This window comes from Morganella morganii (genome assembly GCF_041099235.1).
GTDB lineage: Bacteria > Pseudomonadota > Gammaproteobacteria > Enterobacterales > Enterobacteriaceae > Morganella > Morganella morganii_E.
The window spans coordinates 40,200-56,436 of sequence record NZ_JBFZSO010000012.1; the positions used below are offsets into that span (position 1 = coordinate 40,200).

At 51.0% G+C, this 16,237-nt stretch carries 14 protein-coding genes and 2 tRNA genes; 14 read left to right on the forward strand and 2 right to left on the reverse strand.

Translation table 11 applies throughout. The features are described 5' to 3' along the window. Window positions 1–730 precede the first annotated feature (730 nt). A complete protein-coding gene (gene dacB / locus AB7038_RS16040; RefSeq protein WP_170927037.1) occupies window positions 731–2,143 on the reverse strand; it encodes a serine-type D-Ala-D-Ala carboxypeptidase in 1,413 nt (470 codons plus the stop codon). 328 nt (window positions 2,144–2,471) lie between these two features. Here dacB and greA point away from each other — a divergent pair, with 328 nt between their 5' ends. Further along, entirely contained in the window at window positions 2,472–2,948 is a 477-nt protein-coding gene (gene greA / locus AB7038_RS16045; RefSeq protein ID WP_015422313.1) for a transcription elongation factor GreA, read from the forward strand. 198 nt (window positions 2,949–3,146) lie between these two features. On the opposite strand, the gene yhbY is transcribed toward greA, so the two are convergent. Then, complete coding sequence (gene yhbY / locus AB7038_RS16050) at window positions 3,147–3,440, reverse strand: ribosome assembly RNA-binding protein YhbY (protein WP_004234544.1); 294 nt, start codon at window positions 3,438–3,440, stop codon at window positions 3,147–3,149. A 159-nt stretch (window positions 3,441–3,599) separates the two neighbouring features. Here yhbY and rlmE point away from each other — a divergent pair, with 159 nt between their 5' ends. The 13 genes from rlmE (at window position 3,600) to rpsO (ending at window position 16,186) form a co-directional block, all read left to right on the forward strand. Further along, entirely contained in the window at window positions 3,600–4,229 is a 630-nt protein-coding gene (gene rlmE / locus AB7038_RS16055; RefSeq protein ID WP_004234546.1) for a 23S rRNA (uridine(2552)-2'-O)-methyltransferase RlmE, read from the forward strand. Window positions 4,230–4,277: 48 nt separating this feature from the next. After that, entirely contained in the window at window positions 4,278–6,224 is a 1,947-nt protein-coding gene (ftsH, locus tag AB7038_RS16060) for an ATP-dependent zinc metalloprotease FtsH (protein ID WP_369453643.1), read from the forward strand. A 140-nt stretch (window positions 6,225–6,364) separates the two neighbouring features. After that, a complete protein-coding gene (folP, locus tag AB7038_RS16065; RefSeq protein WP_368889652.1) occupies window positions 6,365–7,213 on the forward strand; it encodes a dihydropteroate synthase in 849 nt (282 codons plus the stop codon). Then, the gene (gene glmM, locus AB7038_RS16070) at window positions 7,206–8,540 is read left to right on the forward strand and encodes a phosphoglucosamine mutase (protein ID WP_004241391.1); all 1,335 of its coding nucleotides are present in this window, start codon (window positions 7,206–7,208) and stop codon (window positions 8,538–8,540) included. Before folP ends, glmM begins: the two co-directional genes overlap by 8 nt. A 244-nt stretch (window positions 8,541–8,784) precedes the next feature. After that, window positions 8,785–9,123 carry a preprotein translocase subunit SecG gene (gene secG / locus AB7038_RS16075; protein ID WP_015422312.1) on the forward strand — a complete coding sequence of 113 codons (339 nt, stop codon included), beginning with the start codon at window positions 8,785–8,787 and terminating at the stop codon, window positions 9,121–9,123. An 80-nt stretch (window positions 9,124–9,203) separates the two neighbouring features. Next, window positions 9,204–9,293: transfer RNA gene (locus AB7038_RS16080), tRNA-Leu, on the forward strand. Window positions 9,294–9,350: 57 nt separating this feature from the next. Further along, window positions 9,351–9,427 (forward strand) — tRNA-Met (locus AB7038_RS16085). A 196-nt stretch (window positions 9,428–9,623) separates the two neighbouring features. Next, a complete protein-coding gene (rimP, locus tag AB7038_RS16090) occupies window positions 9,624–10,076 on the forward strand; it encodes a ribosome maturation factor RimP (RefSeq protein ID WP_004241392.1) in 453 nt (150 codons plus the stop codon). 26 nt (window positions 10,077–10,102) lie between these two features. Then, the gene (gene nusA, locus AB7038_RS16095; RefSeq protein WP_004234558.1) at window positions 10,103–11,614 is read left to right on the forward strand and encodes a transcription termination factor NusA; all 1,512 of its coding nucleotides are present in this window, start codon (window positions 10,103–10,105) and stop codon (window positions 11,612–11,614) included. Window positions 11,615–11,635: 21 nt separating this feature from the next. After that, window positions 11,636–14,368 carry a translation initiation factor IF-2 gene (gene infB, locus AB7038_RS16100; RefSeq protein WP_087826309.1) on the forward strand — a complete coding sequence of 911 codons (2,733 nt, stop codon included), beginning with the start codon at window positions 11,636–11,638 and terminating at the stop codon, window positions 14,366–14,368. A 72-nt stretch (window positions 14,369–14,440) separates the two neighbouring features. Next, on the forward strand, window positions 14,441–14,851 hold the full coding sequence (gene rbfA, locus AB7038_RS16105) for a 30S ribosome-binding factor RbfA (protein WP_004234563.1): 411 nt from the start codon (window positions 14,441–14,443) through the stop codon (window positions 14,849–14,851). Further along, window positions 14,851–15,795 carry a tRNA pseudouridine(55) synthase TruB gene (gene truB / locus AB7038_RS16110; RefSeq protein WP_369453644.1) on the forward strand — a complete coding sequence of 315 codons (945 nt, stop codon included), beginning with the start codon at window positions 14,851–14,853 and terminating at the stop codon, window positions 15,793–15,795. Before rbfA ends, truB begins: the two co-directional genes overlap by 1 nt. A gap of 121 nt (window positions 15,796–15,916) precedes the next feature. Then, the gene (gene rpsO, locus AB7038_RS16115; RefSeq protein ID WP_004234569.1) at window positions 15,917–16,186 is read left to right on the forward strand and encodes a 30S ribosomal protein S15; all 270 of its coding nucleotides are present in this window, start codon (window positions 15,917–15,919) and stop codon (window positions 16,184–16,186) included. Window positions 16,187–16,237 lie beyond the last annotated feature (51 nt).

A 16,237-nucleotide genomic window follows, 5' to 3' on the forward strand; every position in this document is an offset into this window, starting at 1 on the left:
ATTGATAATAACGAGTATGATATTTTATTTATTAGTGTCTCCGTTACGGTTTCGATGAAAATAAAAAACATTGAAAAGATAATGGCGATTAAGGTAGTTTGTATATTAGTCTCTACACTGACCTTTATATTTCCGTACATTGGTGATCTTTTTGTTTTTTTTAATTTTATCTTTTCTTCTTTATTTATCATGCCACATCCTGTTTTTATAAAATGCAGGGCTTTATTAGTCAGGCGTTATTTTTTAAATTAAGTCAGTTCAGGTTTTTATTTTCAATTATACCCTATCATCTGAATGATTTCACAGGATTTTCCTTTTCTTCTTTATCAAATACATCGGAAGTTAAGCCTGATGTGTGGTCAATATCTTTATCGATAGTGACTCGTAAGTATTGTGTTCCGTTTTCATCATTTTGACGGGATAAGCCAACTGAGTTAATCAAAACGGCATTATTTTTTTGAGTTTGAAGTGTTTTTGGTAATTAACCTCTGACCATGCCCCCTGATCTTCATGAGTACCTGATGTGTCATCTTATTCATTTATGTGCATTTAACTTAAGAATTAAGCCATTTTTTAGATTGAAGCAATAAAAACATGGGATACGTAATTGTGTTTGTACGGAGGATATGGTTTTTTCTGAGTGAAATGATGGATTGTGGTAGTCAGCCTGTTTTTTGTTCTGGTCTTATCAAAGCAAAGCCCGGCACTTGTACCGGGCTTTGCTGTCAACTCAGTAATTCCGGTATAAATCTTTATACAAGTGTCCCTCAAAGCGGACCAGCGGCACACGGCGGCTGCGCTGCTCGGCAGGCGGGACGGCATAAGCGGAAATAAACTGTACGAATGCAATGCGCTGACCGCTGGCGGTGGTGAGGAATCCGGCCAGGTTGTAGACACCCTGTAATGAACCGGTTTTGGCTGAAAGTTTGCCGTTAACGCCTGCTTCTGTCAGGCCACCGCGGTATTGCAGTGTGCCGTCATAACCGGATAGTGGCAGCATTTTGATAAACTGAAGCTGATCATCATGCTTGGCTATAAATTGCAGCACTTCCATCATGGTCGCCGGGGTGATCAGGTTGTGACGGGATAATCCGGAGCCATCCACCATCACGGTATTACCCATATCAATACCGGCTTTCTCTTTCAGTACCTGACGGACGGCCTGCTGGCCGGAACGCCAGGTGCCCGGCACACCGTAATAGCTGCGGCCGATAGTGCGGAAAACTTCATCGGCAATCATGTTGTCGGATTTTTTCAGCATTTTGGTCAGCAGAGCATGCAGCGGGGCGGATTGTGTCTGTATCAGTACAGTGCCGGGCTGCTCCGGGTGGGTCTGACGGCGGACATTGCCGCTCAGGGTGATCCCGGCGTGAATCAGTTCATTTTTGACGATAGCCCCGGCGTAGCTTGCGCCGTTCTGGACACCGAATGCCAGCGGCAGCGGCTCGCTGCGCTGATTCATGCAGCCGGTGATGGTATAGCGGTTCAGTTCACCCGGCACCACATCCAGCTCACAGAAACGTCCTTCGGCAGAGCCGCGTTCCAGGGTTTTGACCTCACTGAACATATTAACCGGATAATACTCAGACGTGCGGATATAGGCGGTATCACCGGGTTTTTCCCCCGGATACAGCGTTACAGAAAAGCAGTTACGGTCGATGATCGCGGCACCCGGCGGGGCACTGAAGCACTGGGTTAAATCATTCCATACCCAGCCCGGCGCTTTGTCATGACTGGCAAAGGCAGAGATATCGATCACCAGATCACCGTCGATGGCCTGTACCCCGGCTTTACGCAGTTCATTGACCATATTGCGGATCTGCTGGCGGGTAAGGGTCGGATCACCGGTAAAACGGGTGATTAAATCCCCTTTCAGGGTAGTACCCTCAACATGGCCTTTGGTTTCCAGACTGGTGGTAAAACGGAAATCCGGCCCCAGCTGTAACAGAGCGGCAAGCGCTGTCACCACTTTCTGGGTACTGGCGGGCAGTGCCATCTGCTGCCCCTGGTATTCCACGATTGGCTGAGAATCGCCCACCCGCTGCGCAATCATCGCCAGGTTTGTACCGGCGGGCAGATATTGGGTATATTGTTCGACCGGGGTGGCTGCTGCACCTGCAGCCAGTAATACTGACAATCCCATCGCATATGCGAGCCGGGTAAAAACATTCATTGAGCGACCTATCCATCACAATCGGGGGTGAGAGCCCGTTATACTAAAGCCACGGACCGGTAAAAGTAAACGATGACCCGCATTGCGCTCCGGGATAGAATACCGGGACAGGATCTCAGTTCAGCCCGCGCGGATAACGCGTCAACCGCGCTGACAGCATCCGCAGTGCGATGGCCGTATCAGCGCAGATTTACACGGTTTTACTTAATAGTAGTGTGCCACACATGGCGCATAAGGTACTGTTATCGTTTAATCAGGATGATATGACTATTACTTAGGAATGATTCAGAGGTAGAGAATGAAACAAATCCCTATGACGGTACGCGGCGCAGACCAACTGCGTGAAGAATTAGAATTTCTCAAAAATGAGCGCCGTCCGAAAATTATCGCTGATATCGCGGAAGCCCGCGAGCACGGCGATCTGAAAGAAAACGCAGAATACCATGCAGCACGTGAACAGCAGGGTTTTTGTGAAGGCCGCATCCAGGAGATTGAAGCCAAGCTCTCCAATGCGCAGGTGATTGATGTCACCAAAATGACCAACAACGGCCGGATTATTTTCGGTGCGACGGTTACCGTTTTTAACGTCGCAACGGATGAAGAGCAGACTTACCGCATCGTGGGTGATGATGAGGCTGATATCAAATCAAATCTGCTGTCAGTGAACTCCCCGATTGCCCGCGGCCTGATCGGTAAAGAGGTTGACGACGTGGTTGTCATCCAGACACCGGGCGGTGAAGTTGAGTATGAAGTCATCAATGTGGAATACCTGTAAGCTGTGCCGTAAAAAACAGCACAATACGGATATTTCATCAGAAAAATGCAGTGAAAGGCGTTTTTACTGAACTTTACATTCGGGTGGCAGAACACTGAGGCGGCCCGGATATGAAGAAAATCTGAAAGGAATGCCACCGGCCGGACGATATCGTCAGAAATCATCTGCCGGTGGCATTTTTTTATAAATATGCAATTATCATTTAGGTAAAATGATCTTCCGGGCTTCCGACGGACGGTAGAGCACCAGAATTTTACCGATAATCTGCACATTGTAAGCACCGGTTTCACGCACAATCGCATCAGCAATCAAGGTTTTCATTTCACGGTCTTCGCCCGCGATTTTAACTTTGATAAGCTCATGATGTGTAAGAGCCACTTCAGTTTCTGCGAGTACGCCTTCAGTCAGTCCGTTGTTGCCAATCATGACAACCGGGTTCAGATGATGAGCGAGTGCTTTCAGGTGCTGGACTTGTTTTTTAGTGAGGTTCATCGTTTTTTTTGCTTAATAACTATTGAAAACGGTGTATTCTACCGCCATATCATGCTTATCACCATCATTAGGTGAGGAGTACTGTCTGCGGTAACGGGACTTTTCGTCCGGTTATGCGAAAAAACTGAGTCAGAAATAACAGGTTAGTCGGAAAACACAATGGCCAATAAAAAACGTTCAGCAAGCTCCGGGCGCTGGTTACAGGAACATTTTAGTGATAAATATGTTCAGATGGCGCAAAAAAAGGGGCTTCGCTCTCGTGCCTGGTTTAAGCTCGAAGAAATTCAGCAGGGCGATAATATTTTCAGACCGGGCATGACTATTGTGGATCTGGGTGCTGCACCCGGCGGCTGGTCACAATATGCTGTTAATCATATCGGTCAGTCCGGGCGCGTTATTGCCTGTGACCTGTTACCGATGGATCCCATCGTCGGCGTGGATTTCCTTCAGGGTGATTTCCGTGACGAAAACGTGCTGAAAGCTCTGCTGGGGCGCGTGGGGGATAAAAAAGTCCAGGTTGTTATGTCAGACATGGCACCAAATATGAGCGGAACTCCGGCTGTTGATATTCCGCGCGCGATGTATCTGGTTGAGCTGGCACTTGATATGTGCCGTTCTGTTCTGGCACCGGGGGGCAGTTTCATTGTTAAAGTCTTTCAGGGAGATGGCTTTGACGAGTACCTCCGGGAGGTTCGCTCCCTGTTCACGAAAGTGAAAATCCGTAAACCCGATGCTTCGCGGGCCCGATCGCGTGAAGTATACATTGTAGCGACAGGGTGGAAAGTGTAGTACCCTGTGCGTTATTTGTTAACACAGATGTAATAAGAGGTTAATCCCTTGAGTGACATGGCGAAAAACCTAATTCTCTGGCTGGTCATCGCGGTAGTGCTGATGTCGTTGTTCCAGAGTTTTGGCCCAGGCGATTCAAACAGTCGTAAGGTGGACTACTCTACCTTCATCACTGAGTTAGCACAGGATCAGGTGCGCGAAGTCCGTATTTCCAATCGTGATCTTAACGTCAGTAAAAAAGACGGCTCCAAATACACGACGTACCTGCCGATGCAGGACAATCAGCTGCTTAACACCATGCTGAACAAAAACGTCACTGTGGTCGGTGAACCACCGGAAGAGCCGGGTATCCTGACAACCATTTTCATTTCCTGGTTCCCGATGCTGCTGTTAATCGGCGTCTGGATCTTCTTCATGCGCCAGATGCAGGGCGGCGGCGGTAAAGGTGCGATGTCCTTCGGTAAAAGTAAGGCACGTATGCTGACCGAAGATCAGATCAAAACCACCTTTGCGGATGTGGCCGGTTGTGATGAGGCCAAAGAAGAAGTCGGTGAGCTGGTGGAGTATCTGCGTGAGCCGAGCCGCTTCCAGAAACTCGGCGGTAAAATTCCGAAAGGTATTCTGATGGTGGGGCCTCCGGGTACCGGTAAAACGTTGCTGGCAAAAGCGATTGCCGGTGAAGCGAAAGTGCCGTTCTTCACCATTTCCGGTTCTGACTTCGTCGAAATGTTCGTGGGTGTGGGTGCGTCCCGTGTCCGTGATATGTTCGAACAGGCGAAGAAAGCAGCGCCATGTATCATCTTTATCGATGAAATCGACGCCGTCGGCCGTCAGCGTGGTGCGGGTCTGGGCGGTGGTCACGATGAACGTGAGCAGACACTGAACCAGATGCTGGTTGAGATGGATGGTTTCGAAGGTAACGAAGGTATTATCGTTATCGCGGCAACCAACCGTCCGGATGTGCTTGACCCTGCATTACTGCGTCCGGGCCGTTTCGACCGTCAGGTCGTGGTCGGTCTGCCGGATGTGCGCGGCCGTGAGCAAATCCTGAAAGTGCATATGCGCCGTGTGCCGTTATCGCCGGACGTTGAACCGTCTGTGCTGGCACGTGGTACACCGGGCTTCTCCGGTGCGGATCTCGCCAACCTGGTGAACGAAGCTGCGCTGTTTGCGGCACGCGGTAACAAACGCGTTGTGACCATGGTCGAGTTCGAGAAAGCAAAAGATAAAATCATGATGGGTGCGGAACGCCGCTCTATGGTGATGACAGAAGAGCAGAAAGCCTCGACTGCCTACCATGAAGCCGGTCACGCGATCATCGGTCGTCTGGTGCCGGAGCATGACCCGGTCCATAAAGTGACCATTATTCCGCGCGGACGTGCATTGGGTGTGACCTTCTTCTTACCGGAAGGGGATCAGATCAGCGCCAGCCGTCAGAAGCTTGAAAGTCAGATTTCCACCCTGTACGGCGGTCGTCTGGCGGAAGAAATTATCTACGGGCCGGAAAATGTGTCCACAGGCGCATCCAACGACATCAAAGTGGCAACTAACATTGCCCGTAACATGGTGACGCAGTGGGGCTTCTCCGAAAAACTGGGGCCGTTACTGTATGCGGATGAAGACGGTGAAGTGTTCTTAGGCCGTTCTGTGTCAAAAGCACAGCACATGTCTGATGAAACTGCCCGGACTATCGATGAGGAAATCCGCGGGATTATTGAGCGCAACTACAAACGTGCGCGTCAGATCCTGATGGATAACCTGGATATCCTGCACACCATGAAAGATGCATTAATGAAATATGAAACCATTGATGCACCACAGATTGATGATCTGATGAACCGTGTGCCGGTCCGCGAACCTGCGGGCTGGGAAGGTGACAAGCCGAAAGCGGATACCCGTCCGCCGGAAAGCAGTAACCAGGTTCCGGTTCAGGAAGCACCTGAATCAGATGATAACAATGCTGCGCCGTCTGAAGACGACAACAAGCAGTCATAATTCATCATTCAGTTGTATGAAGCAGTAATATGAAAAACCCGGCGGAAAATTCGCCGGGTTTTTTTATATCTTTATCCCGCCGGAGTCAGGCATTACAATCACATCACGATTGAAATAATAAACAGTAAGAAGGCCGGATTATGAAACTTACCGCACGCGGTCAGACACTTTCGCTGGCAACGCCGCAGGTGATGGGGATCCTCAATGTGACCCCGGATTCATTCTCAGACGGCGGTACACACAACACCCCCGCCAAAGCACTGGAACATGCCCGGAAAATGATTGCAGAAGGCGCGACAATCATTGATATCGGCGGTGAATCCACCCGTCCCGGAGCGGCGGAAGTCAGTCCGGAGCAGGAAGCGGAGCGGGTTATCCCGGTTGTGGCAGCGATTGCCCGTGAATCGGCCGTCTGGATTTCAGTGGATACCTCAAAAGCGCTGGTGATCCGCGAAGCCGCAAATGCAGGGGCTCATATTCTCAATGATATCCGCTCATTCAGTGAGCCGGGGTCATTACAGGCGGCGGCACAGAGCGGCCTGCCGGTTTGTGTGATGCATATGCAGGGAGAACCGCGTACCATGCAGCAGGCACCGCACTATCAGAATGTGGTGCGTGAGGTGTATACGTATCTTGAAGCGCAGGTAGCACGCTGTGTGGCGGCCGGAATTGAAAAAAATCACATAATTCTCGATCCGGGCTTCGGTTTCGGAAAAACACTGGCGCATAATTATCAGTTATTGGATAAATTAGACCTGTTTCATAACCTGGGATTACCGGTTCTCGCCGGAATGTCACGAAAATCTATGATTGGCCAGCTGATGGATATTCCCCCGGATGAACGGGTTGCCGGCAGCGTGGCCTGTGCGGTGATTGCCGCGATGAAAGGTGCGCAGATTATCCGTGTTCATGATGTGAAAGAAACTGTCCAGGCCATGAAAGTGGTGGAAGCAACCCGTTTAGCGAAGGAAACAAACGACAATGAGTGATCGCAAATACTTTGGTACTGATGGCATCCGCGGAAAAGTGGGTGACAGCCCGATTACCCCTGATTTTGTGCTCAAACTGGGCTGGGCGGCCGGGAAAGTGCTGGCACGTCATGGCTCACGTAAAATTATTATCGGCAAAGATACCCGTATTTCCGGCTATATGCTGGAATCCGCACTGGAAGCCGGTCTTGCCGCTGCAGGGTTATCCGCCTCATTTACCGGCCCGATGCCGACACCGGCTGTCGCGTATCTGACCCGTACTTTCCGTGCCGAGGCCGGTATTGTTATTTCAGCCTCTCACAACCCGTATTATGACAACGGCATCAAATTCTTCTCCATCGACGGCACCAAGCTGCCTGATCACGTGGAAGAAGCGATTGAAGCCGAGATGGAAAAACCACTGACCTGTGTGGAATCCGCCGAGCTGGGCCGCGCAAACCGCATTGTGGATGCTGCCGGCCGTTATATTGAATTCTGTAAAGGGACATTCCCGAACGAGCAGAGCCTGAACGGGCTGAAAATGGTGATCGACTGCGCACACGGCGCAACCTATCACATCGCACCGAACGTATTAAGTGAACTGGGTGCGGAAGTGATTGCTATCGGCTGTGACCCGAACGGTATCAACATTAACGAAAAATGTGGTGCAACGGATGTCCGTCAGTTACAGGAACGTGTTCTCGCTGAAGGCGCGCATGTCGGTCTGGCATTTGACGGTGACGGCGACCGTCTGATCATGGTGGATCACCTGGGTGAGAAAGTGGACGGTGACCAGATCCTGTTTATCATTGCCCGTGAAGCACTGCGTCAGGGACAACTGCGCGGTGGTGCTGTCGGCACACTGATGAGTAACATGGGACTGGAACTGGCACTGAAACAGCTGGGTATTCCGTTTGAGCGCGCGAAAGTCGGCGACCGTTACGTGCTTGAAAAACTCCAGGAAAAAGGCTGGCGTCTGGGTGCGGAAAACTCAGGCCACATCATCCTGCTGGACAAAACCACTACCGGTGACGGCATTGTGGCGGGTCTTCAGGTGCTGAGTGCCATGGTACGCAACAATATGAGCCTGCACGACCTGTGCAGCGGCATGAAACTGCTGCCGCAGGTGCTGGTGAATGTCCGCTTTGCCGGTCAGCACGATCCGCTGGCAAGCGAGGAAGTCACCCGCGTGGCACAGGAAGTGGAAAAAGAGCTGAACGGCAAAGGCCGTGTGCTGCTGCGTAAATCAGGTACTGAACCGCTGATCCGTGTGATGGTGGAAGGGGAAGATGAAGCGCAGGTCACTGCGATGGCAAACCGCATTGCAGACGCGGTGAAACGCGTATAATTATTTATGATGTGAATGACAGAGCCGGAAAAAATTATTGCGGTTTTCCCCCGGCTCTGTCAGAATCCGCCCCTTATTGTTGTTTTTTTCCGCAACCGATGCGCCGGGCTTAAAATAGACTTGCGTGTGCGCGTTTGTTTGGTTAGTATTCTGACCCGCTCAGCAAGGTAATCAGATTTACCTGTGAGTGTGCAGATTGATACCGAATCAGTCGGTATACCGTACGAGGAATAGGTACACGTTTATGTATACAGCTCTCTTAGTCGTTTTCTTACTTGTTGCGATTGCCTTAGTCGGCATGATCTTAATGCAGCAGGGGAAAGGTGCGGACATGGGTGCTTCGTTCGGTGCAGGCGCGTCTGCAACACTGTTTGGTTCTTCGGGTTCCGGTAACTTCATGACCCGTACCACAGGCATTTTAGCAACACTGTTTTTTGTACTGAGTTTGGTTCTGGGCAACATGACCAGCAATAAAACCGGTACAGGCAGCAAGTTTGATAATCTCGCTCAGCCGGTGCAGACAGAACAGAAAACAGATGTTCCCGCAGCACCAGCAGCTCCTAACAGCGATATTCCGCGCTGATTGTTGCAAGTCTGAAGTAAAAGTTTTAAACGGGATTGATACACACCATCAGTCAGTCCCGTAAAAAAGAGCAGTTCAGTGCCGAGGTGGTGAAATTGGTATACACGCTACCTTGAGGTGGTAGTGCCTACAAAACGGGCGTACGGGTTCAAGTCCCGTCCTCGGCACCATTTAGTTTCACACTTGCGTTTTGCAGGTGATCAGCGTAAAATTTTTCACGTTTCGAACGCGGGATGGAGCAGCATGGTAGCTCGTCGGGCTCATAACCCGAAGGTCGTCGGTTCAAATCCGGCTCCCGCAACCACTTCTTATAACAAATCGTTTTTTCCAATGTTGATTGTATCAACAACTCTTACGTTATCCCTGATTTGGAAAAAAGATTAAGAAGTGTGATGTACACAGGGTCCAGTTGCATAAAGCCCCGAAATTTCGGGGTTTTTTGTTATCAGTCAACAGAGATACTGGGCGTTATGCCCTTTTTTTATGTCCCGGGGGTGGTCTTGTCCACATTAGAGCAGAAATTAACAGAGATGGTCACTGCACCTGTCGAAGCACTCGGTTTTGAGCTTGTCGGCGTGGAGTTTATCCGCGGCCGCGTGTCAACACTGCGTATTTTTATTGATAGTGAAGAGGGTATCACTGTTGATGATTGCGCGGACGTGAGCCACCAGGTCAGTGCCGTTCTTGATGTTGAAGATCCTATTACAACCGTTTATAACCTTGAGGTTTCGTCTCCGGGTATGGAGCGTCCGTTATTTACGGCTGAACATTATCAGCGGTTTACCGGTGAGGAAGTCTCACTGACTTTACGAATCGCAATGCAGAACCGTCGCAGATGGCAGGGTATTATCAAAGCCGTTGACGGTGAAATGATCACGGTTACAGTGGATGGCAAAGACGAAGTGTTCGCACTTGGCAACATCCAGAAAGCTAACCTGGTACCCCACTTTTAATATAAAGTTCAAAAGAGGCAACTAGGATGAATAAAGAAATTCTGGCTGTTGTTGAGGCAGTTTCTAACGAAAAATCGCTTCCTCGTGAGAAAATTTTTGAGGCTCTGGAAACTGCGCTGGCAACCGCCACCAAGAAAAAATACGAACAGGAAATTGATGTTCGTGTGGAAATCGACCGTAAATCCGGTGATTTTGATACCTTCCGCCGCTGGATGGTGGTAGAAGAAGTCACTCAGCCGACCCGTGAAATCACACTGGAAGCGGCTGATTATGAAACACCGGGCATTCAGTTAGGCGAATATATCGAAGATCAGATTGAATCTGTCACCTTCGACCGTATCACCACTCAGACTGCAAAACAGGTTATCGTACAGAAAGTGCGCGAAGCCGAACGTGCGATGGTGGTTGATCAGTTCCGCGAGCAGCAGGGCGAAATCATCACCGGTGTGGTGAAAAAAGTGAACCGCGAAAACATTACCCTCGATCTGGGGAATAATGCAGAAGCGGTCATTATGCGCGAAGATATGCTGCCGCGTGAGAACTTCCGTCCGGGTGACCGTATCCGCGGAGTTCTGTATGATGTTCGTCCGGAAGCCCGTGGTGCACAATTATTTGTGACCCGTTCCCGTCCGGAAATGCTGGTCGAATTATTTAAAATCGAAGTGCCGGAAATCGGCGAAGAGATTATTGAAATTAAAGCGGCTGCCCGTGATCCCGGTTCCCGTGCGAAAATCGCGGTGAAAACCAATGACAAACGCATTGACCCTGTCGGGGCATGTGTGGGAATGCGCGGCGCCCGCGTTCAGGCCGTTTCCGGTGAGCTGGGCGGCGAGCGGATTGATATCGTGTTGTGGGATGACAACCCGGCGCAATTCGTGATTAATGCAATGGCTCCGGCAGATGTTGCATCCATTGTTGTCGATGAAGACAAATGTACAATGGACGTTGCTGTGGAAAGCAGCAACCTTGCACAGGCCATTGGCCGTAACGGCCAGAATGTGCGTCTCGCTGCACAACTGCTGAAAAAACATCGTGGTGATGACAAATGGGAACTGAACGTCATGACTGCGGAGGAACTTAACGCGAAACACCAGGCGGAAGCACACGCTTCCATTGAAACTTTTGTTAAGCATCTCGACATCGATGAAGATTTCGCAACCTTATTAGTGGAAGAAGGTTTCTCCACACTGGAAGAACTGGCATATGTGCCGGTCAGCGAACTTCTGGAAATCGACGGCCTCGAAGAGGAAACCGTTGAAGTCCTGCGCGAACGTGCAAAAGCCGCTTTAACAACGCTCGAACTGGCACAGAAAGAGAGCCAGTCAGGTACCACACCGGCGGATGATTTGTTAAACCTTGAAGGCATGGACCGCACACTGGCATTCACCCTGGCTTCCCGTGGTATTTGTACCCTTGAAGATCTCGCAGAGCAGGGTATCGATGACCTCACGGATATCGAAGGTCTGAATGATGAGAAAGCAGGTGAACTCATCATGGCAGCGCGTAATATCTGTTGGTTTGGCGACGATGCATCTTAATTTGTAGCGGGAAGGAGCAGCATGACAGAATCGGTAAAATCACTGGCAGACGAAATTCAGACTTCCGTAGAGCGCCTGGTTCAGCAGTTTGCTGATGCCGGCATCAAAAAGACGGCGTCTGATAACGTTTCCCAGCAAGAAAAAGAGGCCCTGCTGGCCCATCTGAACCGCGAACAGGGCGGGGCAAGTCAGCCGGGTAAATTAACACTTCAGCGCAAAACTCGCAGTACGCTGAGTGTTCCGGTAACCGGTGGCAAGAGCAAATCGGTTAATATTGAAGTCCGCAAAAAACGCACATATGTAAACCGCGATGCCGCTGAACAGGCAAAAGCCGCGGAAGAGCAGGCACAGCGTGAAGCGGAAGAGCAGGCAAGACGCGAAGCTGAAGAGCAGGCCCGTCGTGAAGCCGAAGAAAAAGCTAAACAAGAGGCACAAGCCAAACGTGAGGCTGAAGAAAAGGCAAAACGCGAAGCGGCAGCAGCGAAAGTAACTGAACAAGCGGCAGAACCGGCTAAGCGTGAAGCAGCGGAAAAGAATAACGTGAAAGAAAATAAAGCGAAATCAGCCCCGGCTGATACCCGGGAAAACAGCGAAAAAGTGCGCCGCGAAGCCGAAGCCGCTGAAATCAAACGCAAAGCTGAAGAAGAACAGCAGCGCAAACTTGAAGCTGAAGTGAAACGTGCCGCAGAAGAAGCGCGCCGTCTGGCCGAAGAAAACGGCGAGAAATGGTCTGCTCCTGTCAGCGAAGAAACAGAAAGCGCGGACTATCACACCACCACCTCTGCCCACGCCCGTGAAGCGGAAGATGAAAGTGATGCGAAAGTTGAAGGCGATAACCGCGGCCGCGGCCGTGGCGCGAAAAACGTCCGCCAGAAGAAAAACAACCGTCACTCTGAGAAAGCCGATCGCGAAGAAGCCCGTGCGCAACTGCCGCGCGGTAAGAAACAGCGTAAAGGCAGCTCACTGCAGCAGAGCTTTAACAAGCCGGTTGCAGCGGTTACCCGTGATGTGGTTATCGGTGAAACCATCACTGTTGGCGAATTAGCCAACAAGATGGCGGTGAAAGGTTCTCAGGTCATTAAAACCATGATGAAGATGGGCGCTATGGCGACTATCAACCAGGTGATTGACCAGGAAACTGCACAGCTGGTTGCCGAGGAAATGGGGCACAAAGTTATCCTGCGCCGTGAGAACGAGCTGGAAGAAGCGATCCTGAACGACCGTGACATGGGTGAAGCACAGGCTGAACCACGTGCGCCGGTTGTGACCATCATGGGTCACGTTGACCACGGTAAAACCTCTTTACTGGACTATATCCGTTCCACCAAAGTCGCCTCCGGCGAAGCGGGCGGTATTACCCAGCACATCGGTGCTTACCATGTGACCACCGATAAAGGCGCTATCACGTTCCTGGATACTCCGGGGCACGCCGCGTTTACCTCCATGCGTGCCCGTGGTGCGCAGGCAACGGATATCGTTGTTCTGGTTGTCGCAGCGGACGATGGCGTGATGCCGCAGACTATCGAAGCTATCCAGCATGCGAAAGCAGCGGGTGTGCCGGTTGTGGTTGCGGTGAACAAAATTGATAAACCGGAAGCTGATCCGGATCGCGTACGTAACGAACTGTCTCAGTACGGCATCCTCTCTGAAGAGTGGGGCGGCGAGACTCAGTTCATCAGCGTTTCCGCGAAGAAAGGTATTGGTATCGACGATCTGCTCGACGCTATCCTGCTGCAGGCTGAAGTTCTCGAACTGAAAGCAGTGCGTGCCGGTATGGCGAGCGGTGTGGTTATCGAATCTTACCTCGATAAAGGCCGTGGTCCGGTCGCAACTATCCTGGTACAGAGCGGTACACTGAACAAAGGCGATATCGTGCTGTGCGGCTTTGAATACGGCCGTATCCGTGCGATGCGTAACGAACTGGGTCAGGATATCACCGAAGCGGGTCCGTCCATTCCGGTGGAAATCCTGGGACTGTCCAACGTACCGTCTGCCGGTGATGAAGCTACCGTTGTCCGTGACGAGAAGAAAGCCCGTGAAGTGGCACTCTATCGTCAGGGTAAATTCCGTGATGTGAAACTGGCACGTCAGCAGAAAGCCAAACTGGAAAACATGTTTGCTAACATGGAAAGCGGTAAGGTTTCTGAACTGAATATCGTTCTGAAGACCGATGTTCAGGGTACCTGTGAAGCTATCACCGATTCACTGATGAAACTGTCGACTGATGAAGTCAAAGTCAAAATCATCGGTTCCGGTGTGGGTGGTATCACTGAAACTGACGCCACGCTGGCTGCGGCATCCAACGCGATTATCCTTGGCTTTAACGTCCGTGCGGATGCATCAGCACGCCGCCTGATTGAAAGCGAAAGCGTTGACCTGCGTTACTATTCCGTCATCTACAGCCTGATTGATGAAATCAAACAGGCAATGAGCGGGATGCTGGCGCCGGAATTCAAACAGGAAATCATGGGTCTGGCAGAAGTCCGTGATGTATTCCGTTCACCGAAATTTGGTGCTATCGCCGGTTGTATGGTGACGGAAGGAACTATCAAGCGTAATAACCCTATCCGCGTTCTGCGTGACAACGTGGTTATCTATGAAGGTGAGCTGGAATCTCTGCGCCGCTTCAAAGATGACGTTGCTGAAGTCCGTAACGGGATGGAATGTGGTATCGGTGTCAAGAACTACAATGATGTCCGCCCGGGCGACATGATTGAAGTCTTCCAGGTGATTGAAGTTCAGCGAACTATCTGATCACCTGACGGTATGACATAACATGATATAATTGGGGGGCTTATGGCCCCCCTGATTTTCAGGAGAGAAACTATGGCGAGAGAATTCAGCCGTACTCAGCGCGTTTCACAGGAAATTCAGAAAGAAATTGCGATTATCCTGCAGCGTGAAATTAAAGATCCCCGTGTGGGGATGGCAACGGTATCCGGTGTGGATTTATCCCGCGATATGGCCTATGCCACGGTGTTTGTCACCTTTCTGAACTTTATGGATGAAGACCATAATTCAGAGCAGGTGAAAACAGGTATCAAAGTCTTAAATGATATTTCCGGCTATATCCGTTCCCTGCTGGGGAAAGAGATGCGTCTGCGCATTATTCCGGAACTCAAATTTGAATATGACAGTTCTCTGGTCGAAGGGATGCGTATGTCCAATCTGGTGTCTGATGTGATCAAACACGACCAGGATATGCGTAAATCTGCGGACGACAAAGAGGGTAACTGATGGCACGCCGTCGTCGTGGCCGTAATATCAACGGCATTGTCCTGCTGGATAAACCGCAGGACATTTCATCCAATGATGCATTGCAGAAGGTCCGCCGTCTGTTTAATGCCGCCAAGGCCGGTCACACCGGTGCGCTGGATCCGCTGGCGACCGGTATGCTGCCGGTCTGCCTCGGTGAAGCAACCAAGTTTTCACAGTTCCTGCTGGATTCCGACAAACGTTACCGCGTGATTGCCCGGCTGGGGCAGCGTACGGACACCTCAGACTCACAGGGTGAGGTGATCAGTGAGCGCCCGCTGTCATTCACGGGGGAACAGCTTGCGGCTGCCCTGGAGTCATTCAGGGGCGATACCTTACAGGTGCCGTCCATGTATTCCGCGCTCAAGCATCAGGGACGTCCGCTGTACGAGTATGCCCGCAAAGGCATCACCATAGAACGGGAATCCCGCCCGATCACGGTGTATGAACTGCTGTTTATCCGCCATGAAGGGGAAGAGCTGGAGCTGGAAATTCACTGCTCGAAAGGCACCTATATCCGCACTATCATTGATGATCTCGGTGAAAAACTCGGTTGCGGTGCTCACGTGATCATGCTGCGCCGGTTGCAGGTGGCCACGTATCCGGCAGAACGGATGGTGACACTGGAACAGCTTCAGGAAATGCGCCGTGTGGCGGATGAGTCTGAAACTCCGCTTGAAACCGCACTGGATCCGCTGCTGCTGCCGATGGATACCGCTGTGTCACATTTCCCGCAGGTCAATCTGACGGACGTGACTGCCGGGTATTTTAAGCTGGGGCAGCCGGTACGGGCTCCGCACGACCTGGCATCGGAGACATTAACCCGCGTAACACAAGGTGATGAAGCCCGGTTTATCGGTCTTGCGGTGATCAGTGAGGACGGGCTGGTGGCACCGCGCCGTCTTGTTGTGGAATACGCCGAATAAGCGTCGCGGCATCTTGCGTTCAGGGCGCAGGCGGCGTAGAATAACGCGGCAATTTCCCTGAGATGCTGAATTAGAGATCGGCACTCATTTTTATTAATCAAAGTATATTTGGAGTTCTATTATGTCTCTAAGCACTGAAGCGAAAGCGAAAATTGTCGCTGATTTCGGTCGTGGCGAAAACGACACCGGTTCAAGCGAAGTTCAGATCGCGCTGCTGACTGCACAGATCAACCATCTGCAGGGTCACTTTGCAGAGCACAAAAAAGATCACCACAGCCGTCGTGGTCTGCTGCGTATGGTTGCTCAGCGTCGTAAGCTCCTGAACTATCTGAAAGGCAAAGACTTAGCAAGCTATACCTCAATTCTTGAGCGTCTGGGCCTGCGTCGCTAATTCAGACAAGTTTCAGTGGAAAGGGGCCGACGGCCCCTTTTCTTCTGAATG

What these genes read in the sequence shown, in the direction of transcription:
- dacB (WP_170927037.1), bottom strand. Translation starts at nt 2,143, where the DNA reads ATGGGATTGTCAGTATTACTGGCTGCAGGTGCAGCAGCCACCCCGGTC.
- greA (WP_015422313.1), top strand. Translation starts at nt 2,472, where the DNA reads ATGAAACAAATCCCTATGACGGTACGCGGCGCAGACCAACTGCGTGAA.
- yhbY (WP_004234544.1), bottom strand. Translation starts at nt 3,440, where the DNA reads ATGAACCTCACTAAAAAACAAGTCCAGCACCTGAAAGCACTCGCTCAT.
- rlmE (WP_004234546.1), top strand. Translation starts at nt 3,600, where the DNA reads ATGGCCAATAAAAAACGTTCAGCAAGCTCCGGGCGCTGGTTACAGGAA.
- folP (WP_368889652.1), top strand. Translation starts at nt 6,365, where the DNA reads ATGAAACTTACCGCACGCGGTCAGACACTTTCGCTGGCAACGCCGCAG.
- glmM (WP_004241391.1), top strand. Translation starts at nt 7,206, where the DNA reads ATGAGTGATCGCAAATACTTTGGTACTGATGGCATCCGCGGAAAAGTG.
- secG (WP_015422312.1), top strand. Translation starts at nt 8,785, where the DNA reads ATGTATACAGCTCTCTTAGTCGTTTTCTTACTTGTTGCGATTGCCTTA.
- nusA (WP_004234558.1), top strand. Translation starts at nt 10,103, where the DNA reads ATGAATAAAGAAATTCTGGCTGTTGTTGAGGCAGTTTCTAACGAAAAA.
- infB (WP_087826309.1), top strand. Translation starts at nt 11,636, where the DNA reads ATGACAGAATCGGTAAAATCACTGGCAGACGAAATTCAGACTTCCGTA.
- rbfA (WP_004234563.1), top strand. Translation starts at nt 14,441, where the DNA reads ATGGCGAGAGAATTCAGCCGTACTCAGCGCGTTTCACAGGAAATTCAG.
- truB (WP_369453644.1), top strand. Translation starts at nt 14,851, where the DNA reads ATGGCACGCCGTCGTCGTGGCCGTAATATCAACGGCATTGTCCTGCTG.
- rpsO (WP_004234569.1), top strand. Translation starts at nt 15,917, where the DNA reads ATGTCTCTAAGCACTGAAGCGAAAGCGAAAATTGTCGCTGATTTCGGT.